Annotated in this window: 23 protein-coding genes and 1 tRNA gene; 1 reads left to right on the top strand and 23 read right to left on the bottom strand. The window is 37.8% G+C overall.

Annotated features, from left to right (window positions below; translation table 11 throughout):
- Nucleotides 1–566: 566 nt before the first annotated feature.
- The 16 genes from lysS to D9782_RS05330 form a co-directional block, all read right to left on the bottom strand.
- A complete protein-coding gene (gene lysS / locus D9782_RS05405; RefSeq protein ID WP_121604284.1) occupies nucleotides 567–2,048 on the bottom strand; it encodes a lysine--tRNA ligase in 1,482 nt (493 codons plus the stop codon).
- Between the two features lie 336 nt (nucleotides 2,049–2,384).
- Nucleotides 2,385–2,654, bottom strand: coding sequence for a helix-turn-helix domain-containing protein (locus D9782_RS05400; RefSeq protein WP_051388261.1), 270 nt, complete (start codon nucleotides 2,652–2,654; stop codon nucleotides 2,385–2,387).
- The gene (gene folK, locus D9782_RS05395; protein WP_026680203.1) at nucleotides 2,624–3,136 is read right to left on the bottom strand and encodes a 2-amino-4-hydroxy-6-hydroxymethyldihydropteridine diphosphokinase; all 513 of its coding nucleotides are present in this window, start codon (nucleotides 3,134–3,136) and stop codon (nucleotides 2,624–2,626) included. Before folK ends, D9782_RS05400 begins: the two co-directional genes overlap by 31 nt.
- Nucleotides 3,133–3,501: a dihydroneopterin aldolase gene (gene folB / locus D9782_RS05390; RefSeq protein WP_026680202.1), complete on the bottom strand. Its 369-nt coding sequence runs from the start codon at nucleotides 3,499–3,501 to the stop codon at nucleotides 3,133–3,135. The genes folK and folB overlap by 4 nt, the downstream gene beginning before the upstream one ends.
- A gap of 3 nt (nucleotides 3,502–3,504) precedes the next feature.
- Nucleotides 3,505–4,326, bottom strand: coding sequence for a dihydropteroate synthase (folP, locus tag D9782_RS05385; RefSeq protein ID WP_026680201.1), 822 nt, complete (start codon nucleotides 4,324–4,326; stop codon nucleotides 3,505–3,507).
- Between the two features lie 307 nt (nucleotides 4,327–4,633).
- Nucleotides 4,634–5,560, bottom strand: coding sequence for a cysteine synthase A (cysK, locus tag D9782_RS05380; protein ID WP_121604283.1), 927 nt, complete (start codon nucleotides 5,558–5,560; stop codon nucleotides 4,634–4,636).
- Nucleotides 5,561–5,691: 131 nt separating this feature from the next.
- Nucleotides 5,692–6,588, bottom strand: a complete 897-nt coding sequence (locus D9782_RS05375; protein WP_026680199.1) for a peptidylprolyl isomerase — start codon at nucleotides 6,586–6,588, stop codon at nucleotides 5,692–5,694.
- A gap of 165 nt (nucleotides 6,589–6,753) precedes the next feature.
- Entirely contained in the window at nucleotides 6,754–7,623 is an 870-nt protein-coding gene (gene hslO, locus D9782_RS05370) for an Hsp33 family molecular chaperone HslO (RefSeq protein WP_026680198.1), read from the bottom strand.
- 32 nt (nucleotides 7,624–7,655) lie between these two features.
- The gene (locus D9782_RS05365) at nucleotides 7,656–8,429 is read right to left on the bottom strand and encodes a type III pantothenate kinase (RefSeq protein WP_121604282.1); all 774 of its coding nucleotides are present in this window, start codon (nucleotides 8,427–8,429) and stop codon (nucleotides 7,656–7,658) included.
- 489 nt (nucleotides 8,430–8,918) lie between these two features.
- Complete coding sequence (ftsH, locus tag D9782_RS05360; protein WP_026680196.1) at nucleotides 8,919–10,970, bottom strand: ATP-dependent zinc metalloprotease FtsH; 2,052 nt, start codon at nucleotides 10,968–10,970, stop codon at nucleotides 8,919–8,921.
- 136 nt (nucleotides 10,971–11,106) lie between these two features.
- Nucleotides 11,107–11,649 carry a hypoxanthine phosphoribosyltransferase gene (hpt, locus tag D9782_RS05355; RefSeq protein WP_026680195.1) on the bottom strand — a complete coding sequence of 181 codons (543 nt, stop codon included), beginning with the start codon at nucleotides 11,647–11,649 and terminating at the stop codon, nucleotides 11,107–11,109.
- 12 nt (nucleotides 11,650–11,661) lie between these two features.
- The gene (gene tilS / locus D9782_RS05350) at nucleotides 11,662–13,053 is read right to left on the bottom strand and encodes a tRNA lysidine(34) synthetase TilS (protein ID WP_121604281.1); all 1,392 of its coding nucleotides are present in this window, start codon (nucleotides 13,051–13,053) and stop codon (nucleotides 11,662–11,664) included.
- Nucleotides 13,054–13,104: 51 nt separating this feature from the next.
- A complete protein-coding gene (locus D9782_RS05345) occupies nucleotides 13,105–14,043 on the bottom strand; it encodes a protein kinase domain-containing protein (RefSeq protein ID WP_026680193.1) in 939 nt (312 codons plus the stop codon).
- On the bottom strand, nucleotides 14,012–14,746 hold the full coding sequence (locus D9782_RS05340; RefSeq protein ID WP_026680192.1) for a VWA domain-containing protein: 735 nt from the start codon (nucleotides 14,744–14,746) through the stop codon (nucleotides 14,012–14,014). The genes D9782_RS05345 and D9782_RS05340 overlap by 32 nt, the downstream gene beginning before the upstream one ends.
- Nucleotides 14,747–14,844: 98 nt before the next feature.
- Nucleotides 14,845–17,298 carry a stage II sporulation protein E gene (spoIIE, locus tag D9782_RS05335; protein WP_121604280.1) on the bottom strand — a complete coding sequence of 818 codons (2,454 nt, stop codon included), beginning with the start codon at nucleotides 17,296–17,298 and terminating at the stop codon, nucleotides 14,845–14,847.
- Nucleotides 17,299–17,791: 493 nt separating this feature from the next.
- The gene (locus tag D9782_RS05330) at nucleotides 17,792–18,289 is read right to left on the bottom strand and encodes a hypothetical protein (protein WP_026680190.1); all 498 of its coding nucleotides are present in this window, start codon (nucleotides 18,287–18,289) and stop codon (nucleotides 17,792–17,794) included.
- Between the two features lie 584 nt (nucleotides 18,290–18,873).
- Here D9782_RS05330 and D9782_RS05325 point away from each other — a divergent pair.
- Nucleotides 18,874–18,947: transfer RNA gene (locus D9782_RS05325), tRNA-Met, on the top strand.
- A gap of 377 nt (nucleotides 18,948–19,324) precedes the next feature.
- On the opposite strand, the gene D9782_RS05320 is transcribed toward D9782_RS05325, so the two are convergent.
- From D9782_RS05320 to D9782_RS05290, 7 genes are all read right to left on the bottom strand, one after another.
- The gene (locus D9782_RS05320) at nucleotides 19,325–19,708 is read right to left on the bottom strand and encodes a S1 domain-containing RNA-binding protein (RefSeq protein WP_026680189.1); all 384 of its coding nucleotides are present in this window, start codon (nucleotides 19,706–19,708) and stop codon (nucleotides 19,325–19,327) included.
- 102 nt (nucleotides 19,709–19,810) lie between these two features.
- Nucleotides 19,811–20,146 (bottom strand): FtsB family cell division protein, encoded by a 336-nt coding sequence (locus D9782_RS05315; protein ID WP_371414008.1) that lies wholly within the window; start codon nucleotides 20,144–20,146, stop codon nucleotides 19,811–19,813.
- Between the two features lie 51 nt (nucleotides 20,147–20,197).
- Nucleotides 20,198–20,797 carry a spore cortex biosynthesis protein YabQ gene (gene yabQ / locus D9782_RS05310; protein WP_026680187.1) on the bottom strand — a complete coding sequence of 200 codons (600 nt, stop codon included), beginning with the start codon at nucleotides 20,795–20,797 and terminating at the stop codon, nucleotides 20,198–20,200.
- The gene (gene yabP, locus D9782_RS05305; RefSeq protein ID WP_026680186.1) at nucleotides 20,794–21,093 is read right to left on the bottom strand and encodes a sporulation protein YabP; all 300 of its coding nucleotides are present in this window, start codon (nucleotides 21,091–21,093) and stop codon (nucleotides 20,794–20,796) included. The genes yabQ and yabP overlap by 4 nt, the downstream gene beginning before the upstream one ends.
- A gap of 63 nt (nucleotides 21,094–21,156) precedes the next feature.
- Entirely contained in the window at nucleotides 21,157–21,417 is a 261-nt protein-coding gene (locus D9782_RS05300) for an RNA-binding S4 domain-containing protein (RefSeq protein ID WP_026680185.1), read from the bottom strand.
- Nucleotides 21,418–21,423: 6 nt separating this feature from the next.
- A complete protein-coding gene (gene mazG, locus D9782_RS05295) occupies nucleotides 21,424–22,869 on the bottom strand; it encodes a bifunctional methyltransferase/pyrophosphohydrolase YabN (RefSeq protein WP_121604279.1) in 1,446 nt (481 codons plus the stop codon).
- 1 nt (nucleotide 22,870) lies between these two features.
- Nucleotides 22,871–24,454 carry a putative polysaccharide biosynthesis protein gene (locus tag D9782_RS05290; RefSeq protein WP_121604278.1) on the bottom strand — a complete coding sequence of 528 codons (1,584 nt, stop codon included), beginning with the start codon at nucleotides 24,452–24,454 and terminating at the stop codon, nucleotides 22,871–22,873.
- Nucleotides 24,455–24,532 lie beyond the last annotated feature (78 nt).

Below are 24,532 nucleotides of genomic sequence, written 5' to 3'. Positions count from 1 at the left end.
GAAGCACGGTGAGCTTGCGAGCCGATGATGATTTATCGTAAGGCGATTCGTAAAGTCACTTCGTTTCTGGGTGCGACAAATTATATACCTTCCTAAATCGAGTAGAGGGAGAAGCTAAGAACTTCTCGCCCCTCTTGCACCACCAGTACATACGGTTCCGTATACGGCGGTTCAATTTATATCTCCGTGTGTACTTTTAGATAACGGTCTAAGACAAAAGGAATACCTCTTTGCCCCACACTCGTTTCTCCTTTCCTTTCACGTGACGAAGAACACTTCTATTTTGACTATCCTCCTGAGATACGCTCATACTTTCATCATTAACACATTCAGAAGTCTATCCTTCGTGCATTTCATGGCGTCACTATAAATGGTTCAGCCCTTCATGATTTTTTTCATCACTACTATGGCGTCGACTGACTTCTCACGATAAACACCTTGCGCTTCTCTAGTGGTTGGTTGATGTGTACCTCCACAGTGGACTTTCACCACCTAGATAGTCGCCATGCCTGGCGCACTTATAAAAAAGCAGAGAAAGGGAATAATCCACTTTCTCTGCTAACCATCTATTTATTCCGCATTTGCGGGAACAATAACACATCCCGAATAGACGGGGAATTCGTTAATAACATTACTAAACGATCAATACCTATACCCAGACCACCCGTTGGTGGCATTCCGTATTCTAACGCTTCTAAGAAATCACTATCCATAAGATGGGCTTCGTCATTTCCTTCTGCACGTTCTTTCACCTGTGCTTCAAAACGTTCACGTTGATCAATTGGGTCATTTAGCTCACTAAATGCATTAGCATGTTCACGGCCAACAATAAACAACTCAAATCGATCGGTAAAACGACCATCCTCTTTATTTTTCTTAGCTAAAGGAGAAATGGCTACAGGGTGACCGTAAATAAACGTAGGCTGTATTAGTCCTTCTTCAACTTTTTGTTCAAAGAATTCATTAACTACATGCCCAAAAGTCATAGTATCCGTTATTTCAACTCCATGCTCCTTCGCTAATGCCCGAGCCTCTTCATCAGTCATATGCTTCCAGAAATCTACACCCGTCTTCTTCTTAACCGCGTCAACCATGTGTAGCCTTGTCCATTCTGGTTCTAGATTAATTTCATAATCTCCATACGCTACCGTTGTAGAACCAAGTACTTCTTTCGCAATATGAGCAACTAAATTTTCAGTAAGGGACATGATATCATGATAATCGGCATATGCTTCATAGAGCTCAATCATTGTAAATTCAGGGTTATGTCTAGTTGAAACACCCTCATTTCGGAAAACACGTCCAATTTCATAGACTTTTTCCAATCCACCCACAATTAGCCTTTTCAAATGAAGCTCAATAGCAATTCGCATATACAAAGGGATGTCTAATGCATTATGATGCGTTTCAAATGGACGAGCAGAAGCACCACCAGGAATACCATGTAACATCGGGGTCTCTACCTCTAAGAAACCTTGTCCATCTAAATATCTGCGCATCGCTTGAATTATTTTACTTCTTAACACAAACGTTTCTTTACTTTCCATATTCGTAATCAAGTCTAAATAACGTTGTCGATAACGCTGTTCAATATCTTTTAAGCCATGGTACTTCTCAGGTAATGGTCGTAATGATTTTGTTAATAGGTGAAACTCAGTTACTTTAACAGACAGCTCACCAACCTTAGTTTTGAACATTATCCCAGTAACCCCGATTATATCTCCCATATCACTTGACTTAAAAATCTCATAAGCTTCTTCGCCTATCTTATCTTTACGAACATATAACTGAATTTGACCACTAATGTCTTGAATGTGAGCAAAGCCTGCTTTTCCTTTTCCGCGTTTGGTCATCATTCTTCCGGCAATGGTCACCTTTTCTTCCTTTTCTTCCAACTCTTCCTTTGAATAACGATCATATAATTCTTTTAATTCGTTTGCTACATGAGTTCGTGTGAATTTCCCACCGAAAGGATCTATTCCTTGGTCTATAAACTGCTCGAGCTTTTCACGCCGAACTCGCATATGTTCATTTAATTCCTCTGTCACCTTTATCACTCCAGTCCTTATCTATTATGTAAGTATAGCTGATTTACATAAATCTTTCATGCCTCAAGCTTTCGCAATTAATGGTAAAAACCTACCAGAGGTTACTGACAGATTTTGAAATCCTTTGAATTTAGGAAACTCTATTTGCTTCCTCTTATTCATTCGATTAGCATATAAAATACTAGTAGATCTGCATGCGTTTCAGCTTTATTAACGTCGCCTTTCCTTACCATTTTCACGTAGACCCGATACTAGGCAGAATGCTTACGAATTACCTCCATAGCTACTTTTAACAATTAGTGCCAATGAGGCGTCCATTTTGGATCGCTCATCCCCCTACCTAATTTCTTCATTTTTTTCGTTTGGTAAGCCATCCAAGAATTTATTATCCTCTTGTGGTACTTCTTGTAATGTCAGCTCCTCCTTCGAAACGGATAATGTCTCAGCAACTTTATCTAGTAATTCCTCTGATAATTCCTTCGAGCCACGTTCTACACCACCAATTGCGGAAAGAGGAACGCCTAATGCTTTTGCAAAATCTATTTGAGTATATCCTTTTAATTTACGAAATGCTTTTATTCGTCTGCCGATTCGTTTTTTGTCCATATAGCTACACCCTTTATGTCATTTCCCGGAAGCTCTTCTATTAAATCAGCAACACGCTTTTCCTTTACTGGTATTACTATATCTGGTGCTATTTCATTTAATGGAATAAGCACGAATGCACGCTCATGCATTCGCGGGTGCGGAATAATTAATCGCTCCGTTTTATTATTTTCTTGATTATACAGCAAAATGTCAAGGTCTATTGTTCGCGGACCAAAACGAATCGTCCGTTCCCTTCCCAATTCACGCTCTAGTTGCTGACAATAATCCAGTAACTCTAATGATGCAAGTGTCGTTTTTATCTCAATTACCATGTTAAGAAAATCGGCTTGATCCGTATACCCTACTGGAACTGTTTGATAAATGGATGATTGATTTATTATTGATATGTCTGGATGCTTACTTAGTTCATATAAACAGCTTTCTAAATATTGAATTCTTGGTTCAATATTGGTTCCTAATGCAAGATATGCCTTATTCATTTCGTCGTTTTCTCCCTATGTATTTCCACCGCAACAGAGTGATAGTGACCCGCTATTGGTGGATCTGGTTTAATAACTTTAATCGTACAAGCTTCCAGTAAATCGAAGGAGGTTAAGAGCTTATTGGCTATGCTTTCGGCAACTGCTTCGATTAGATTCTTGGCTTCGCCTTCGACTACTTCCTTTATATACGCATAGGCTTGTCCATAATGTATGGACTGATACATATTATCACTACTTCCGGCTTTAGATAAGTCTAAAAACAAAGTAGCATCTACGTGAAAACGCTGGCCAAGTTTGTTTTCCTCAGGAAGTAAACCATGGAAACCGTAAAATTGTAAGTTATTTAAATATATTTTATCCATGTGTCAACCTCTTTTCACGCGCAGCATTGCATCCATCATCTGCGCAAGCTCTATATTTGTTTTCACATCATGAACACGCACCATATTGGCACCCTTCATAATTCCTAAGCAAGTAGTTGCACCTGTTCCTACGTCTCTTTCTTCAGGTGGTACGTTTAGGATATTCCCAATAAACCTTTTTCTTGAAGTTGCCAATAGTAGCGGATAGCCTAATTCTTGGAATACCTCCAACTGATTCAGCACGAGCAAATTGTCTTCAGCTGTTTTAGCAAATCCAATACCTGGATCAATGATAATATTATGGTCCAACACGCCAGCTTGTAATGCTATATCTATACTTTCTTGTATATCATTCAACATGTCCTCAATGATATTGTTATAATCTAAATCCGTTCGATTATGCATGAGAATGATAGGTACTTGATACTCACTTGCAACTTGAGCAATCGCCGGTTCTTTTTTTGCACCCCATACATCATTAATAATATCTGCACCAGCTTCAATTGCAGCTTTTGCTGTCTCAGCTTTATATGTATCAATGGATATCGGTATTTTTATTTTCTCTTTCACAGCCTTAATAATGGGAACTACGCGTTTAATTTCCTCCTCTTGAGAAACTGGTTCATGATTTGGCCGAGTAGATTCTCCACCAATATCAATAATATCCGCTCCTTGCTCCTCCATTTTCACAGCGTGTTCTACTGCTTTGTTAATTGTGTTGAAGCTTCCTCCATCAGAAAAGGAATCTGGAGTAACATTTAATATCCCCATTATATGTGTACGTTCATTTAGATCGTAGGTTTTCACTTTTGTAATTAGTTTCATACTGCCCCGTACCTTCTTTCCTGACATTTTCTCCCTTAATCGTATCACAGAACAAGCAAGCAGGCGACCCACTATAAACAAGAACAAAAGCACCCGATTAGAAATGTAGCGACTGGAGCGAGTCAACGAAGATAAAGGAATCACGGTGTGCTTGCGAGCTGATGTTGAATTATCGTAGGTTCATTCATGAACTCGCCTCGTTTCTAGGCGTTGGAGCTGGACGCAGCTCAACACTCTTTTATAATTTCCTAAACAATGAAAAAGCCAGTATCAAATATTAGATACTGGCGAAGGACAATCGCATTAATTATTCTTCTTCAAATTGATAAAGCGGAGTCGATAAATACCTTTCTCCATTATCTGGGAAAATAGCAAGAACCTTTTTCCCTTTCCCTAGTTTCTTCGCCACCTGCTTCGCAGCTGCAACAGCAGCTCCTGCAGAAATGCCACCAAGAATTCCGTTGGTAGTAGCTACTTCTCTAGAAGTTGCAAAGGCTTCTTCATTCTCGATGCGTAAAATTTCATCGTAGATGTCTGTATCTAATATTTTTGGTACGAAACCAGCACCAATTCCTTGAATTTTATGAGGTCCAGGAGTAGCCCCCGATAGCACAGCAGAAGCAGAAGGTTCTACCGCATAAATCTTTATTCCCTCAAAGTTTTCTTTCAAAACTTTTCCAGCTCCTGTTATGGTTCCTCCTGTACCAATCCCTGAGACGAATGCATCTAGGCCATCACCCATTTGCTCTACAATTTCTCTACCTGTCGTCCTTGCATGGACTTCCGGATTTGCTTCATTATTGAATTGCTGTGGCATAAAATAACCATTCTCTTTTTGTAATGCTTCCGCTTTATTAATAGCGCCTTTCATCCCCTCAGCTCCAGGAGTTAACACAAGTTTTGCACCATAGGCGCGTAAAAGATTGCGGCGCTCTTGACTCATCGTGTCAGGCATTACAAGCACAGCCTTATACCCCTTTGCTGCAGCTACCATCGCTAAACCGATACCTGTATTACCGCTAGTCGGTTCAATAATGGTATCTCCTGCTTCCAATTCTCCAGACTTTTCAGCCGCCTCGATCATTGCTAAGGCAATACGATCCTTAACAGAGCTACCTGGGTTCATAAATTCAAGCTTCACATAGATGTCAGCACTGTCAGCGTCTGTCACATTATTTAATTTTACTATTGGTGTTCCACCAATAAGTTCAGCTATATTATTAGCTACCTTCACTACATTCCCTCCTAATTCCTAGTTATTTTGTATGATTAATTATAATGTACGTTTTACCCAGCTAAATGTCAACTAATACGGAATATTTAGGCATTCGTCTACTTATTTTGTCCATCGACTATTGTTACGTGCTATTCTTCTCCATATAACCAATCAATCTCCATCTCTTCCCATAGTGGAGTGGCATCTAACGACTGGTTTTGTTTATGTAATGCTAATTCACTCTTTATATACGGTTTCATCTCTTCATACGTAAATGTAATAGATGGTAGCTTGCGATGAAGATAAAGAATTACCACACCATCATCAGCTACAAATGGTTTACTATAAGAATGCTCTTCTATATTCTCAGCAACTTCTGCATAGCCATTAGGAAAGAATTGACTAGTTGTATAAATAAAGCCAAGATATCCACCTTCTGCTTTAGAGGATTCATCAATTGAATATTCTCGAGCTAATAGCTTGAATGAGGCACCTGATTCCAATTCTTGATAAACTTTATTTGCTGTTTCCATATTATCTACTACGATATGTGAAATTTGCATAGAAGATGTAAAGTTATATTGATCACCATATGTATTATAATGATTCTTTATTTCTTGCTCTGGAATAGGTGTCCCCTCTGTTAAAAGCATTTCCAATTGATACCTGTATGTAATATCTTCTTCCCATTGCTTCTCTAACTTTTCATAAGTTGACGCTGAAGTCACACCCTGCATCGTAGTTAACATAGCTATTTCTCTAGCTATAACCTTATCACTAATTTTTAGTCCTTTGTCCGCTGCTAATTGTTGTACAACTGCTTGATCTATCATTGATCGTAAATGCTTTTTTCCATAGTTGTTTCGAAGCGAGTCACTCCATTGAGCGAAGCTGATGTCATCATTTCCAATGATTGCCACCTCATCATTACTACTCAACTTCCTTCCATCGCCAACATTAACCCCTTCATTACGCCAAATTAATAAAGTAGCAATATTCGTTATTAAAAGTATTATAATGACACCTAGCAATAGTTTTTTCGACATGGATACTAGCTCCCCCTGTACGCTGAACAAGGTATTATTCAACACTTGTTAACTTAACGAACTACTTTCTCAGTTTTACAAATCTACAAATGAGCTGTCTCCAACATCAATCAAAAGGATTTTAGCACATTCAATTCGACACAATGAGACAGCCTCTTCAAAATACTACCCTTTTAAAGCTTCTAACTCTTCCTCCGTAAACTGATATGTTTGATTACAGAAATGGCAACTTGCCTCTGCCCCATGATCTTCATCAATCATATTTTGAATTTCTTTATCACCCAACCCTTTTATTGCTCGCTCAAGTCGTTCTTTTGAACATTTGCAGCGAAATTCCATAGGGACGGTTTCATGAATTTTTACTTGATTCTCTCCAAATAACCGATGCAGAATTTGTTCAGGTGTATTTCCTTCACGAATCAATGTAGAAATCGGTGGCAATTCTTGAATTTTCTCCTCTAACTGACTAATCACTTCTTCACTAGCACCAGGCATAACCTGTACTATGAACCCCCCTGCAGCTAGAATACTATGATCTGGATTCACCAATACACCAGCACCAACAGCTGAAGGAACTTGCTCAGAATTAGCAAAATAATACGTAAAATCTTCGCTAATTTCCCCGGAAATAATCGGAACCTCTCCCGTGAAAAAATCTTTTAATCCTAAATCTTTAATCACGCTTATATTACCTTCAGTACCAACAGCTCTTGCCACATCTAATTTTCCATTTGCATTTAATTCAAAATCAACATGTGGATTTACCACATATCCTCGAACCTCACCCTTTGCATTCGCATCTGCAATAATACCTCCTAAGGGGCCATCTCCCATTACCTTTGTCGTAATGGAGTCCTCTCCTTTCAGCATAGCTCCCATCATACCTGCAATCGTTATCGTTCTACCAAGAGCAGCAGATGCTGTTGCCCATGAATCGTGTCTTCTTCTTGCCTCTTCTACCGTATCTGTAGAAGTTGTCGCGTAAGCACGAACCATTCCATTATATGCTGTAGCTTTAATTATAAAGTCCTTCATGTTGTAAAACTCCTTTCTAATTAACCTTATTCTTATAATTGCTTATTTTTATGATAAATGAGATAAAGCCCCTTTAACGTTAGATATGGATCTACATGCTGTATAGTCTGGGATTCATGAGCAATTAACGAAGCCAAGCCGCCAGTAGCAACTACTTTTGCATTCACACCCATTTCCGCTTCAATTCGTCTGACAATGCCATCAACTTGTCCAACATAGCCGTAGAATACACCCGATTGCATTGCCTCAACCGTGGACGAACCAACAACATGATCAGGGGCTTGAATTTCAATTTTCGGTAACTTAGAAGCCTTACTATACAGTGCTTCCATCGATATATTTATACCAGGAGATATGACACCACCATGATATTCTTGTTGATCATTGATATAGCAAAACGTAGTTGCCGTCCCAAAATCAATTATTATTAATGGTGCACCATATGTTTCGATTGCGCCTACTGCATTTACTATACGATCTGCTCCAATTTCTCTAGGGTTAGGATAACGCATCTTTAGAAAGGAATGAACCGACTCCTTCCCAATTATCATAGGCTCCAGATGAAAATAGTCTTTACACATTTTCTCCAAAGCAAACATAATGGGTGGAACAACAGATGAAATGATAATACCCTTCATATCCGAAAGTGTAATTCCTTTATGGTCAAACAACGATTTGACAAGCATGCCGAACTCATCCTCTGTTTTATAACGATCCGTTTTTATCCGCCATTGGTGCTTTAATTGATCTCCTTCAAATACACCTAATACTGTGTTAGTGTTACCCACATCAAGTACAAACAACATGCTTTCCCATACCTTTCTCTACGACAAAATTTACAATTAGTCTGCAACATAATTTCATTTTTTAATATACCATACATAGTTATGAATATATAACAAACAGACTATAAACTTTATGGCAATAAGCTCTTAGGAAGGAATGAGCTTGGAAATATACGAATACTTATAGGAGTATAATTACCGCAACACGCATGAAATATGTTCGCATTCCGTGGAACGGTCTCAGCTACCTTGGCAAAGAAATACACGTGGCCAAGTGAAGCTTTGGAATCATGCTGTTCCGCAAAATAAGAGAGGATTCGTCTGTTATAAATCGCTCGCAGGAAAAGCGCTCTTCTTTTTCAAGGAGTCTCGCATATTTCAGCTACTAGTTTAATCAAAAAACGAACTATAATTAATTTCAACTAATTATAGTTCGTTTCTATTGTTTATTATTTACTTTTATCTCAAACTCTAGATATTCATTTCTATTTATAGTTATTTGTAATGACGTTATTTTTTGTTATCCGTTTCATCATTTGATGATGGCTTATTATCGGTAGTAATTTCATCTGTTGAAGTAGGCTTGTTATCTGTTGTAATTCCATCTTTGTCTAAGTTCTTGTCTACTTTTGCTTTTGCCTCTTCAAACGTTTCTGGAGTATCTTCTTTATCATTAGATTGGATATTTACCTTAACCGATTCATCATCTTTTTCTGTGTCTTCAATCGGATCAGGTTCAGGTAGTTTTCCATCTTCAAACAGTGATTTTATTTGTTTAGCATCTAGCGTTTCTACTTCAAGCAATGTTTGGGCAATAAGCTCTAGCTTATCCTTATGCTCAGTAAGAATCTTCTTCGCACGATCATAACAATAATTTATAAAGTTCTGCATCTCTTGATCAATTTCATGAGCAATCGCATCACTGTAGTTTTGTTCATTGTTCAGATCACGACCAAGGAATACTTCACCACCACCATTTGTAAACTGCAATGGCCCAATTTTATCACTCATTCCATACTCCGTAATCATTTTACGTGCAATTCCTGTAGCACGTTGAAAGTCATTGTGTGCTCCAGTACTTACCTCTCCGAACATAATTTCTTCCGCAACTCGACCACCTAATAACCCAGTAATTTTATCAAATAATTCCGGTTTGGTCATAAAGTATCGGTCTTCTCTCGGTAGCATTACAGCATATCCACCAGCTTGACCACGTGGTACAATGGTAACCTTATGAACCATATCTGCATCATCTAGAACCATACCAATCACCGTGTGTCCACTTTCATGGTGAGCTACAATATTGCGTTCTTTCTTAGAAATAACTCTACTTTTCTTAGCCGGACCAGCAATGACACGATCAATAGCTTCATCAACATCCAGCATATTTATCGTTTTTCGATCCTGTCTAGCAGCTACTAGTGCTGCTTCATTTAGTAAATTCTCTAAGTCTGCACCAGAGAAGCCTGGTGTACGCATAGCTATCGTTTGCAGATCTACATTATCAGCCAATGGTTTATTTCTTGCATGAACCTGTAATACCTCTTCACGTCCTTTAACGTCTGGACGATCAACTGTAATTTGACGGTCAAAACGTCCCGGACGAAGCAGAGCAGGGTCTAGAATATCTGCACGGTTTGTTGCTGCAATGATAATAATTCCTTCATTGACACCAAAACCATCCATTTCAACTAAAAGCTGGTTCAACGTTTGTTCACGTTCATCATGTCCACCGCCAAGTCCAGCTCCACGTTGTCTACCTACTGCATCAATTTCATCTATAAATATAATACAAGGCGCATTCTTTTTCGCATTTTCAAATAAATCACGTACACGGGACGCACCAACACCAACAAACATCTCCACAAAGTCAGAACCACTAATAGAGAAGAATGGTGTACCTGCTTCACCCGCTACAGCACGAGCAAGTAGCGTTTTACCAGTTCCCGGAGGTCCTACTAAAAGTACCCCTTTAGGGATTCTTGCACCAACGGCTGAGAACTTACGTGGATCTTTCAAAAATTCCACTACCTCAACAAGCTCTTGCTTTTCCTCATCTGCTCCTGCTACATCTTTAAAACGGACTTTTTTCTTGTCTTCACTGTACATTTTCGCCTTACTTTTACCAAAGTTCATGACTCGGCCACCGCCGCCGCCACCTTGGGCTTGACTAAGTATAAACAGGAAGAACAGTCCGATGATCAAGAACGGAATCATTGTTGTTAAGAATGTTACCCACGCGCTTGGTTGTTCTTCTTCTTCTACGTTAAGCACACTTTGATCGTTTGCTTGCTCTGTAATTGACGCTATAATGTCCGTATTATCAGGAACTTGAGCAATAAATTTTTTATCCTCATCATTTAAAGTCCCTTCAAAACGAATAATACCATTTGCTGGTTGCATCGTCATTTCTTGTATTTCGCCATTATTTAAAGCATCCATAAACTGCTTTACATTATATTGTTTTGCTTCTTCATTTTGTCCATTGAATACCCCAATGACTCCTATAATAACGAAGAATATAAGTATCCAAAAGAACACATTCCGAAATATCCGGTTCATTACTTACCTCCTCCCAAGCGGGGAAAAACTATATAACATCGTATCATATAAAAAAGTTGAAATACAACTAATTTCACTTGAAAAATCAGCATTTTATTTCCAAGGTTTATTTCATTCTTCCACTTGATTATTTTTATTATTCGCCACCATAAATCTCTGGTTTCAAAACACCTATATATGGCAAATTTCTATATTTTTCTTGATAATCTAATCCATAGCCAACAACAAATTCATTAGGTACTTCGAACCCAACTATATCCGCTTTAATTGCAGCTGTTCTTCCAGATGGCTTATCTAGTAATGTGACAATTTTAATTGATTTTGCCTTCCTATACTTAAACAGGTCTACCAAGTAGCTTAGAGTTAATCCACTATCAATGATATCTTCTATTATGAGCAAATCGCGACCTTCAACTTTAGTATCTAGATCTTTTACGATTTTCACTTCTCCAGAAGAGCGCATCTCTCCTCCATAGCTAGAAACATCCATGAAGTCCATTTCCAAATGGGTATGCATATGTCGTAGAATATCAGACATGAATGGCATTGCACCCTTTAGAACTCCAATTGCAAGCGGAAATCTCCCATCATATTCCTCGGTTAATTGTTGTCCTAGCTCTTTACACTTGCTTGCGATTTCCTCCTCCGATATTAGTACCTCTTGAATATCATTATGCATATTCTGCTCCTCCTACATGTTGCCTTTTTCATAATTTAATTGTATAAATGCGGCATTATCTGCCTGTTTCTCAAGTAGTCCCTTTTTTAAACCAACCAACCATAGGATTTCTCCATTATTATCTGTGATAATTGGCCAAGTGCCCCGTTCAGATCGAGGTATTTTTGCATCAATAAAAATATCCTTCACCTTTTTACTTCCCTGTAGCCCTTTCCAGCGCATTTTATCTCCGTGCTTTCTGGTACGTATATGTAACGGAAGAGCCGCCTGCCCGCTTTGTAAAATAAAGGTCTGTTCTGACTGCTCTTGATATTCATCCACGTATTCAGTAGTGAATACTGATCCATCAGGTAAAACAGTTTTGCCTGGGATCTTTAATAACATATGATATGAATCTGTATGGAGGTCATCCTGGAAGTGACACTTTAGCTGGTTATATGCCTTCTCTACTTTTAAGCCAGAGGGAAAATCTAGTTGCGCATTACCTGTTTTTCGATGCAATAATGCAAAAAATTGCTCCTCGTGGACATAGGATAAGTCCTTAGGTAAATCAGTATACAGATAGTTTAATATTAGATGAAAGGCCCGTCTTTGTAAAGCAAATGCGTACGTTTTAAACAGCTTAATTTCAAATGAAACCTGGCATCTTTCCTTATCAAACATCACAATTGTATCGACCATTTCTTGTGCTTGTCTATTTAAATACGCTTGATCGGCCTCTAACGTTTCACTAAGATGCTGTATGGTAGTATGTATATTACTATTTTTCTCTTTTATTAATGGAAGTACGTGTTTTCGGAAATAATTCCTTGTATAGGTTGTCTCATGATTCGAAGGGTCAAGCCTCGGTTTAATATGATGCACTTCACAATAATTCCATATTTGTTCTTTCGTTACGCAGAGAAAAGGTCGAACAATAGCACCCGTAGCAAAATCCCGCTTAACAGGAATACCTGCTAATGCTTGTGAATCTGCTGAACGTACCATACGCATGAGCATCGTTTCTGCCTGATCGTCACCATGATGGCCGAGCATTAGCAAATCGGCATTATATAATTCCATTTGCTCTTCAAAGAACTTATATCGTAATTTTCTTGCCGCTAGTTGTGTTCCTAGTTTGTGCTTCTTTTTATAGGACGGTACATCAACAGAGGTTCCTACAAATTCGATATCCCACGTTTTACAAAATCGCTTAACATATCGAAGATCCTCAAGGGATGCTTCCCCTCTCAGTTGGTGATCGACAGTTACGGCGATTATACGTATTTCCCATTCCTGCCTTATCGAATGGAGGTAATGGAGAAGTGCTAACGAATCTGGTCCCCCTGATACACCTACTAGGACTGTTGCCTGCTTTGTTAACAAGTGATGTTTTTTTATAAAATGAGTAATCATCGTTTTCATTATGTCCATCTCCAACACAACATTTCTACTTTTATCCTATCACAACTAGGATCACTGAAAAAGCAAAGAAATTAAATAGTAGGCTCCCGCTAGAATAGAAATACCTCCGGCCTCTAGCAAAAAGGGAGCTTCTTTTTCTTGTTGGATTTGCTTCCTAGTTTTTTGCTTTTTTTTCTGCGTATCATGAATTACCTGTAACATCTCTCTTTTCATTTGTGAACTAGAAGCATATTTACCTGCTAGTGCCTTCTTTAAGACATTCCGATATGGGCGTAGTCCTCTTGCTTCATCCAGCTTGCGAAATAGAAGCTTCTCCGGTTGAGAACCTTTGACAAAACGTTTTGGATAATAGACATGAATGAATGCCATCGTAAAAGCAAATAAATCATAACTTGGTTCTGCTCTTCTTGATCCCATTTCCCAATAACCACGATCATAAAACTCGGTATACTCTTTGATCGCTCTTCCTGTTTGTGTTGTTCCTCCAACATCTACCCAACGCACACGTGGCGGAGAGGAGACGATTAATAGGTTATCTAATTTTAAATCGCCGAAAACCCATCCTTGTTGATGAAGCTGTTCGAGATCCTCCAACAGCTGTACCATGAAAACCCCGGCCCATTCCTTACCATGGCGATGGATATAGGAGGCCATCGATTCACCTTGCAAATATTCCATTACATAAAATGAATATTTAGTACCTATTGGAGACGTCCAATCGTCTACATCCAATAAAGAAGGTCCAAGACGATTTCCTTGGACCTTACCGAGTGACCGGAGCACATTAACCTCAACCGTCATGGAAGAACGTTTATCACTAATTTTCAATGCAGCTAATTTGCCGTTTGCTTCACACAGGTATACAGAACCAATGGCTCCAGCGCCAAGCTTTCTTTTGATAACATACGTTTGTTTATGCCACTTCCCCTGGATATGCATTCCAGAGCGGATATCACTATTAAGCTTCTTCCATTCCTGGTTCATCTTCATCTCTAAAGCTCCTTAGTAAGCTTTTCTTACCAAACTGATACATTGCTTCTCGAATAGCAGGACCTGTAGGAGTAATGCCACCACTTGTTAGTTTTGGAAAAATGGTAGAGATAGAATCTAAAGCAGGTGACCAATCAAATACCTTTTGTATATCTTTTCGTTTTCCAGGAAAACTAAAAATTGCAAAGCGATTACGACCAATACGTGCGTTTAAACTAATAGATAGATCAATTAATGCTTCTTTAACGGTTGGAAGCTTATCATGCATACTTGCACTCGTATCAACTAATACTAATACTTCCAGATCACACGTCTCCCCCATATCTTCTACTACTTCCATTATTTCTCCGCGCTTTTCCGGCTCAAGATCCTCTAGTGACTGATCCTGTCCTAAAATCTGCTGTAATTCTTTATTTACAAAACCTTGCAGTGTTTGGGTCATCGCTTGTTTAGTCACCGTTTGTACTGTCTGAGATAATGCTTGTTTATAGACAAGCTGGCTAACACCACCACCTGATAATGCAATGTCTTCAACTTCTTTTAAACCTTCGGGTTGTTCGCTCTGTTCATCCTCTAATATTCCAATTACATTTACAGTGATTCCTTGTTGATAAGCCAAAGAAGCTGTAGCCGAAGGATCTTCTCCTTTGTTTGAGCATCCATCTGTAATTAACAAGATTTGCTTCAGTGTACCTTTTCTCAACGTCATCTACCTCCCAACTATTAATACCATCTTCACCACTTTTTATGTGATCTATACATAGTCTAGTTAGGATGGAAGGTAAATACGTACTATATCCTTCACTGAGCTTGATCATGATAAATTGGTACAGAAGTCCATTTAGGTATATTCTTCATTACTTTAGCAACTACCACGGTCATATCATCCTCAATTTCTCCCGACCTAGTGCGAATAACTTCTTCTAAAACTAAATCAGCAATTTCCTGAGGATCGTCGGTCTTCATTTCTCTTATTTTTCGTTTTAACCATACATCCGTATTTTCCACGTGCTTTGGCCCATCAAAAATACCATCACTCATCATAATCAATAAATCTTCCGACATTAACTGTTCACTAACAATATCTACATCAAACTCCTGAATAATCCCCATAGGGAGATTACTAGCTTCCACTTTAATTAATTGATCTCCCCGTTTAATAAAGCTAGGTGTTGAGCCTATTTTTAAAAAGCGAACGAAAGCATTGTGTAAGTCAATTACCGCCAAATCGAGTGTAGCAAACATCTCATCTGTAGATCGTAGCGATAAAATTGAGTTGATCGATTTAATCGCTACTTTTTCTGGTATTCCAGTCTGTAAAATTTGTTGAAGCAACCTTAATGTCTCAACGCTCTCCTCCTGAGCCCTTAAACCATTGCCCATACCATCACTGATAGCCATAGCGTATTTCCCTGCACCAAGCTCTATGGTTGTATAACTATCTCCAGATACAAGCCCTCCACCTTTCGCAGCATTAGCAGCACCTGTCTCAACGACAAATTCTCTTGCTGAACCAAACGCTAAATAACTATACCCATTTGGAAATGGGGCAATTTCTTCCTGTTTCACAACAACAATCTCTTTCAAAATATCAGACAATACAGGTGCAATCAGTTTAGAACCTTCACCATGATATTCATAAAAGGTTAATGTCATTTCAATATCTACGTTTCCTTTATCTAAGCGATAAATTTCTAGCTTTTCCAGTTCAATCCCCATTTGCTTCAACGCATGTACAATCTGCATTTCTTGTTGTTCATGATGCTGCCGTTCCTTTAATATTTCCTTTGCGAAATCCTCCATCACCTCCGAAACTCCTTGCAATTGATCAGCTACAAGTTTTTTACTTTCTAATACTTGTTGTTTTAATTTTTGATTGGCTTCAAAGTAAGACATCTCCTCCTTCATTACATCAACAACTTTTTGAGGCTTCACACAATAATTTTCAAACTCACATGCTGTTTTCCTGCTTGGTTTTCCGTTTTCCCCCATATCTTCTTTCATTTGTTCCATTAATGTATATGTTTTATCAAATTGTTTTTGCCAACACCTTTCCTTCATAAAGCAATTTTGACAGGTTTTCTCCGTTACTTGACTTAAAAAGTAATCGGTTTCTCTTCTTGACTCTTGATCATCTTCGCTTGGACCATCTGTGATGGTAAAGCTCTTAGACAAAGCTTGAAAAACATCTGAAAATTGTTCAACACGTTTAGCGGTTACATTTCGCACCTTTTGTAAATATTGTTCCTGTTCATTCGTATATTCTTCTGTTCCAGGTATGAACCTTGAAAGTTTTCTAAACCAGCTAGCAGGTGTAAGCAAGAAGATTAAAATAGCAATGGATGACTCGATGATCGATGGGACTAACTGGTTCGCATCGCCGTAGATTCCAATTAAAAACGTTCCAACAAATAGGCCAACAGCAACGCCTGGTTTCCTACCTTCTTTTAATAGTCCTCCTAAGAGACCTGAAAAAGCGAGTAAGCTCATTTGATAAAGGTTTGCTACATTTGCTAGAGACAAGATGAGTCCAGCAACCACGCCGACTGTTGAGCCAATCGCGGCCCCACCGACATATGCTAAAATGAGCACAAAATAGCGAGAGAATATCTGCTCGAAGGAAGCCCCATAAAACTCCCAGCCAATCGTACCAGTAAGTATAGAGGCAATGAGTATGATCATACATACGATCTCTTCATTCTTTAATGCGGGGTTATATCTTTTTGGTGATAATAATGGAATGCTCTGCATAAAAATTAATACTAATACGGTTCCTAATACTCCTTCTACGAAAACCAGCATCCAGTCATAAGCAGATAGCTGTTGACTAATGGAATACTGAAATAACCTTGTTGCTATCGTAGATAAAAATACAAATAACGGGATAAGCATCTGTTGATTCTTCGCCTGCTTAAATAAACCACCCATAAAGACAAAAACCAGTATGGCCAGAGCGATAAAGATACTATGATTTACAGAATAGCTTAAAGCACCCAATAGCACAGCAAGTATGGTTTTTAATGTTTTTTCCTTATGGACAAGCCAAATTGTAGCTAAAAAAGCAACTGCAAAAGGAGAGACAACGGATAGAATCACAGCTCGTCCCAATAAAAAACCGATCATATAAAAAAGCCATCCTCTTTCCAGCAATACCCCTTTCATCTTTGCATATAGCCGGTTTCGGAGCTTGTCCATTTGTTTTGATCTTTCTGCTCCCAATACTTTCGGTTCCATTCTTGAAATTGAATCCATCATAACTACCACTCCCTCTTTGTGCATATCATTAAATCACAATATGCCTTCTATTTTTGTCAAAACAAGAGAGCGTTTCATAAGAATCGTTCGACGACTTTCTATTCTTCAAACAGGTTTCAACACGAACACGCGTGTGGAAGGATTAAAACAGCACAAAAACGAATGCCAGTAGGTATTGAATCGTCCATTACTTTATCCAGCAAGTGAAGGCATTTTCACCTATTGCCTTATGTAAAAAGTTTTGGCGAATTCTGAACCTTTCTAACTAAACATCCTCTATTTATCGAAAAATAAAGCAGTTTTCGAGTTTTATTACGTAGTTGGTGATATCGTTACGATATAGATTACGTAGGAAAATCGTGGTCAGACTGGAATTTAATTAAAGCATTGAGAAATGAATGGCCTATTATTTCTGGCTTGAAATAAAGTCTAACTGAATTTACTTGATAGATTAACGCACTTAATAATTATAGAAAAAACGATATTGCTTTAGTTACATATTACTTAATGAACCAAATAAAATCATTATAGCTAGAATAAAAACTACCGATATAGAGCTGATAAATAAACGTCTTTCCCTTACGATATTGAATACACCTTTATAAAAAGAATCTATCATTAAAATTAAAACAAAGACAACAGGATAAGCCATTATAAATGTTAATCCCTTATTCATCGTTGGACTGAAATCTAAATTATTTACACTCAACACAGCTACTAGGATAAAAACAAATAAAATAAGGGTTCCTATCATTAAAGTATGGAAGGGGTTGTTCCATATTCCTTTTTCAAATAGGGAAGGATACTTTTTAATAATTAAGCTTAAAATGACATATATTGTCATTGTTACAATCAAAGTTGCTATAACAAAAAACAAACTATTTATATAGTTATTTTCTACATCTAGCTTATAATCAATAGTTAGAAATAAGATAGGAAGAAAAGCAAGTACAATTAAAATTATTAGTCTATTCCTTATTTCTTTCTTCAACGTAGTGTTACCTCATTTCTCCGTTCAGTTTAATAATGGAAAGAGGCTGGGGCAAAACACAACTTCTTTACTCAAAACACGAATAATCATGTTATCAATAGGAGTATCATCGCCGCACCGTGAAGATATACGCTCTTTCCGTGGGCACGGCCTAAGCTAACTTGGTAAAGAAAAACACGTTACCAAGTGGATCTTCGGACTCGTGTTGTTCCCGCCGGAGTCTCGCTTATTTCAGGTGCTAAATGAATGATTCTAACCAAAAAACGAAAAGATAATTGACTTCGACTAAACATTGTTCGTTTTTTATTGTTTCTTCATTAGTTTTGTCTCAGCCTCATCCTTTCCTATATCGTACAATGCTTTTTCATTTTATCATAACGGAGATAGTTATTTGTAAAAAACCAAGCTTATTAAATATTAAAGTACCGTATTCTTTACTATTTGTATTCTCTATTGTGTAAGTCGATTTGGGCAGGGCTCTTAATTAAATTACTTATATTGCCTGTGATTCTTTCGATTTTCTTATAAGAAAGCTATTGACAGAGTCTTAAACCTGCTGTATTATATTTTCTGTTGGCTTATTTGGCGGTGTAGCTCAGCTGGCGAGAGCGTACGGTTCATACCCGTGAGGTCGGGGGTTCGATCCCCTCCGCCGCCATTATTTAGTAAAACCTGTTGCATAAGCAAAGCAGCAGGTTTTTTTGTTATATCGGTCTACCTTACACTATAAAATCAGAACAAAAGCGTAAGCGTCCGATTAGAAACGTAGCGACTGGAGCGAGTCAACAAAGATAAAGGAATCACGGTGAGCTTGCGAGCCGATGACGACTTAGATTAGGGCAATTCGTGAAGTCGCCCTCGTTTCTGGGCGCTGGAGCTGCTGCAACTCAACACGCCCATATGGATCCACATGGGCAAATTTTATATTTTCCGGTATTTTCCTAAACAATTAAAAAGAGAGGTTGGAACATAAAAGTTCCAACCTCTCTTTTTGTCGTATTTATATATAGAGCATTATTGTATAGACAGCAACTGCTATCCTCTCTTAGCACCTCGACCCCCGCGTTTGGATTCCGTGTGCTTCTTCAAAGAGGCAAGACGGTCCTCAGAATCCTTAAGGAAGCGATTCATTTTTGACTCAAAAGACTCCGTCCGTTCACGGTTATCTCGCTGACGTTTTGGTTTATCTATTGCTTTTTTTATAGACAAGCCAATCTTCCCGTCCTTCTCGACATTAATAACTTTCACCTTCACTTCATCTCCAACAGAAAGGTGATCGTTAATGTCTTTCACATAGTTGTCAGCAACCTCACTAATGTGAACAAGCCCAGTAGTACCTTGTTCAAGCTCTACAAAGGCCCCGAAATTAGTGATACCAGTTACCTTTCCTTGCAGCTTGCTGCCTACTTCAATTGACATAAAAAAAATGCTCCTCCTTAGAATTTTTAAGAAACTAATATATGATCACAATGATGCACCATTAGCTTACTACTATATTATAGCCAAGCAGACAAAAGTGTGTCAATATGATGGCTTCTCATCGGGAAGTTTGAAAATTAATTCGCCCTCTTTAGAGAAGAAATAATTTGTTCTAGCAATTTGCAATACATAATCCTCATCATTTAAAAGCTCTACTTCCTCTTGCAAATTGGCTTCTTGCTTTTCTAAGCTTGTCAATTCCTTTTGTAAGGCTTGATATTCTTCCGTCTTTTCTGCATGAAGTACACGTTGTTTAAAATGGTACGTCGCCATGGTCCCTATTGCTATTACTGCAATCAGAGAAAATAACACAAGCCGGCGAATTAGACGCTTCTTCTTCCGTCTCTGCCTTTCTATGTAAGCATCATATTGCTGCATATAATTAGAATCTAATCTCGTTACTGTTTGTTTGTCTGAAGCCAAAGCTCGTTACCTCCTCTTAAACCTAACATACTTCACTACTTTTATACATATATTCTTCATTTTACTATAAAATCCTGCTATTTTAAAAAGAAATAATTGAACTTTTTTAGGCAATAGTCCGTATATAGCTTGAATTATCCACTTAATTGGCGTAATGATTACAGTTAAAATAAAAAGAAGAATCGTACCAACAACTTTACATAGCCAAACAATAAAGGTATATATAAGTTTCACGATCCACGTAATTGGAGATATGATAAGAGCTTGTACTATATTTTCAAAAAATCGATAAACTGCCGCAATAATACGAATGATCTGCTCCAGTACTTTTCTATATACGTTTGCAGCAGCAACCTGATAAAAGGCAAACCCCAATAAACAAGCAGCAAATATATAGAACCTTAGTTCACCACCATTTACCCGGAATAAAACATAAAATAATAGCATTGTCTGCATTAACCAAAAGCAAATTTCCATAACATAAGTCAGGATTCTTCTATTTTTCCAATATGGTGTAAATCGACGAAATGTATCCTGAATTAAACCAAGATAAAATCCGCCTGTAATCATAGTAATCATTGTGAGGAATTGCGTACTTAAGCTCATTTAAATAACTTGCTAAAGAACCCTTTAGCTTTCTCCTGCTGCTCATCTACATAGGAAAGCTCATATATTTTTCCTTTTATGGTTACTAACCCTTCATTTACATCAAGGTTTTTTAGATGTAAATTTTGCCCGCGGACAATCAGATAACCCATAACTGTCTCCAATAGAAACTCCTCGTTATCAAAGCTATCTACTTCTTTGACACCTGTTATTTCTAAATTTTTTCGATTATTAACTTTTACAGAATGATCCGTTTGCACACGTGTTATATTTTCCTTATTCTCATAATAATTCATCGTAATAGCCCTCCTTATCATTATTACTTTATGAAAGGAGGGACAAGTATAGAACTGTGTAACCTAATTATTTAATTTCTCTTCTTTTAAAACGGTATACAATGTTTCTGCTTCTTCTTTTCTAACAGTTTCTTTCAAATTATTGATCTTAATCGTTACAAGTTTCTGACCAAATTTAATGGTAAGCTCATCTCCAGCTGTAACTGTTGATGATGCCTTTGCTTGGTTACCGTTAATCGTAATTCTTCCTTGGTCCGCTACTTCTTTAGCTAATGTTCGCCGTTTGATTAATCGAGAAACCTTTAAGAATTTATCTAATCTCATTGAATTTTACTCCCCTTCTTTCGCCTTGTCCCATAATGCATCCATTTCTTCTAAAGTTGCATGCTGAATATCGATTTGTCTTTTCTCTAATTGTTGCTCAATATAGGAAAAGCGAGATTGAAATTTTGCATTTGTACGATTTAGCGCTACCTCTGGATTAATTTTATAGTACCTAGATAGGTTCGCAAGTACAAATAGAATATCTCCAAACTCTTTTTCCATTTCTACATTTTCATTCTTTTGCACCGCTTCTTTAAATTCGTTTAACTCCTCATCAAGTTTAGCCCAAATATCTACCGAGTTTTCCCAATCAAACCCTACCTTCGCGGCTTTCTTTTGGAGTTGATAAGCCTTCGCCAGTGACGGAAGTTGTTTTGCTACACCATCCAATATAGATTTACGCACATTCCCTTTCTCTTCCTGCTTCAGCTCGTCCCAATTTTTGTACACTTCATCTACTGTATCTACCGTAGCATCCTTAAACACATGAGGATGTCGATGTATCATTTTATTCGTAATCGATCGAATAACGTCATCTACTGTAAAATAGCCATCATCTTCACCAATTTGACTATGGAGCATGACTTGGAGTAACACATCTCCAAGCTCCTCAACAATTCCTTCATCATCCGCTTGATCAATAGCATCCAGTAGCTCATAGACCTCTTCAATGGCATACTCACGTAATGTTTCATGTGTCTGTTCTTTATCCCACGGACAACCTTCCGGGCTACGCAATATTCGAATAACCTTACGTAGTTGTTCAAAGCTATGATGAAGAACATTATCCGGTGCTGGCGGAATATAAATACTTGTTAAATTACTTATATCCATTGCATGATCCAGTTCCTCTAAAGAAATAGTTTTTTTGGCTTCATCTTTACTGCCGGCAGCTTCAACAATTGTAATAGGATAATCAGCTGGTAAGTCTTCTAGTAATGTTAGTTTAACATCGGAAGCAATAAAACGATCATACACCTGACAGAAAATAAGGTGATTTCGATAATTCAATTGATCTCGTTCAAATGATGTACCATCTATGAACTGAAAACCTTCAATTGGATCGATTTGCAGTGCAGTAAATAGATCATCCAAATAGCTATGTCCGCCTACAATTTCAACCTCTACTTCCTGTTGTTGGAGTAATAATTGAACCGTCTTTTCTGCAAGCATTGGATGTCCAGGAACTGTATAGATAACATTCTGCTTCGCTGCTTTCTGTAAAAGAAGGCTTACAATACTTGAATAAACATTATCAAATTGACTTTCCGCTTCATAAATACTATCAAAAGAAAGAAAACGTACGCCTTCTTCTTGCAAAGCTTTGACAGCTGGATGGTCTAAAGTCCGTGTATAGACCGCTTCTTTCGCATGTGATAGCTTTTTATATATACCAAATGAAAGCTGCTCCAGATCGCCCGCTCCCAATCCTATAATTTCAATTTTATTCATATTATTTCCTCCTGCTTTGTAGTTTCATCAAGAACGTACGAAACGGTAGCATTCGTAGTTCCTGCTCAGAAAATGCTCGTAACTTTATTAAACAATAGCCATATAGAGCTGCCCCCATAATTGAGATAAAAACGACATATACCAACAAGCCGATACGAGATATATTTAGCCAAGGCAGGATAATAAAATGACCACATAAGACAAACAATGCCATCGCACTAATAGCTACAAATAGCGGACGCCACTGAAGAGATTTCAAAAGGTTTAAATGGGGAAGCTTCCTTCTTAGCTCTCGTAATACAATCATACATAACACAAGTAAGGAGATAATCGTTGCCACCGCACTACCTGTTATTCCCAGCCAAGGGATCAGCACTTGATTAGCTATCCATTTGACAAAAAAAGCTATAAGAATAAACCCAGCAATGCGCTTTATAAAGCCAAGACCTTGCAAAACCGCTGCCGCTGTTATAGAAATTGAGCTTAGTAATATGGAAATCATTAATAGCTGCAAATTTCCTGTACTCTGGTTATCCTGAAAAAGTAGCCGATTTACTTCAGGAAAAATAGTGATCAACCCAATCGTTGCTCCAACAGCTAGATAGATACTAAATAATAAAGCACCACGTATATAACTATAAAAGGTAATTGGATCATGTTTTAGCTTTTTCTTTGATATAGTAGGAATTAAAGCTAACGCAAAGGATGAACCAAGTATAGTTCCAAGCTGGATTAATGGTTGTCCACGGTCAAAGATACCCTTCGCCTCCATTGCTGCTTCTTTCGATAAACCAGCCTTTAGTAGACTTGGAATAACTGTGAATGTATCGGCAAATTGAATAACTAATAAGACCATATGATTTAACGCTGCTGCAACACCTAATATAAGAATGGTCCGCACGTAATAATTCCAAGGGATGTTAAATTCCTGATTTGTATAGGGCTTTTTCCTCCAAAAGAATACACTAAGGACAATAATCGCAGTCCCTGCACCTAATATGGATGCAAATACAGCGGCTTTCCCAATGTGATAAAGCGGATAATCATTCATACTAATTAATATCGCCGTAGCAATAATAATTGCTACACGTATCAGTTGTTCAGCAACCTGTGAATAAGCTGTTGGTTTCATTACATATGTACCCTGAAACACACCTCGAAGCAATGCCGAAAAGGGAACGAATAAGCAAGTAAACGCAGCTAATTGATAGATCGAGGTAAGTTTTTCATCACCTATCCACTCCGAAATATAGGATGCATTAAAAAACAAAAATAAAAACAATGAACCACTTATAAGTAATAAAATGAAACCAATTGGAAGATAGAAGCTTTTAAGCGAAAGACCTTTACCTTGTGCTTTTAATTCTACTGCCATTTTAGAAATAGCTGATGGGAACCCATAAAATGATAATACAAAAATAATACCTAATATCGGATATACTTGCTGGTATACATAAAAACCGATATCCCCTGTAAGATTTTGCAAAGGAATTCGATAACCAGCGCTCAATAATTTACTAATTAATCCAGCCAATGTAAGCAGGAAAGCTCCCTTTACTAGCTGGTTTGTTTCATTTCCATTCATGATTTACTTCCTTTAATCCTACACTTTATACATCATTATAGCATAGTTCAATACCAAACATTTGCATTCTAAATATGC

Source organism: Virgibacillus sp. Bac332 (assembly GCF_003667785.1).
Classification (GTDB): domain Bacteria; phylum Bacillota; class Bacilli; order Bacillales; family Amphibacillaceae; genus Virgibacillus; species Virgibacillus salarius.
Note: the sequence above shows the minus strand (reverse complement) of the source record. Positions and strands in the feature narration are given on the sequence as shown.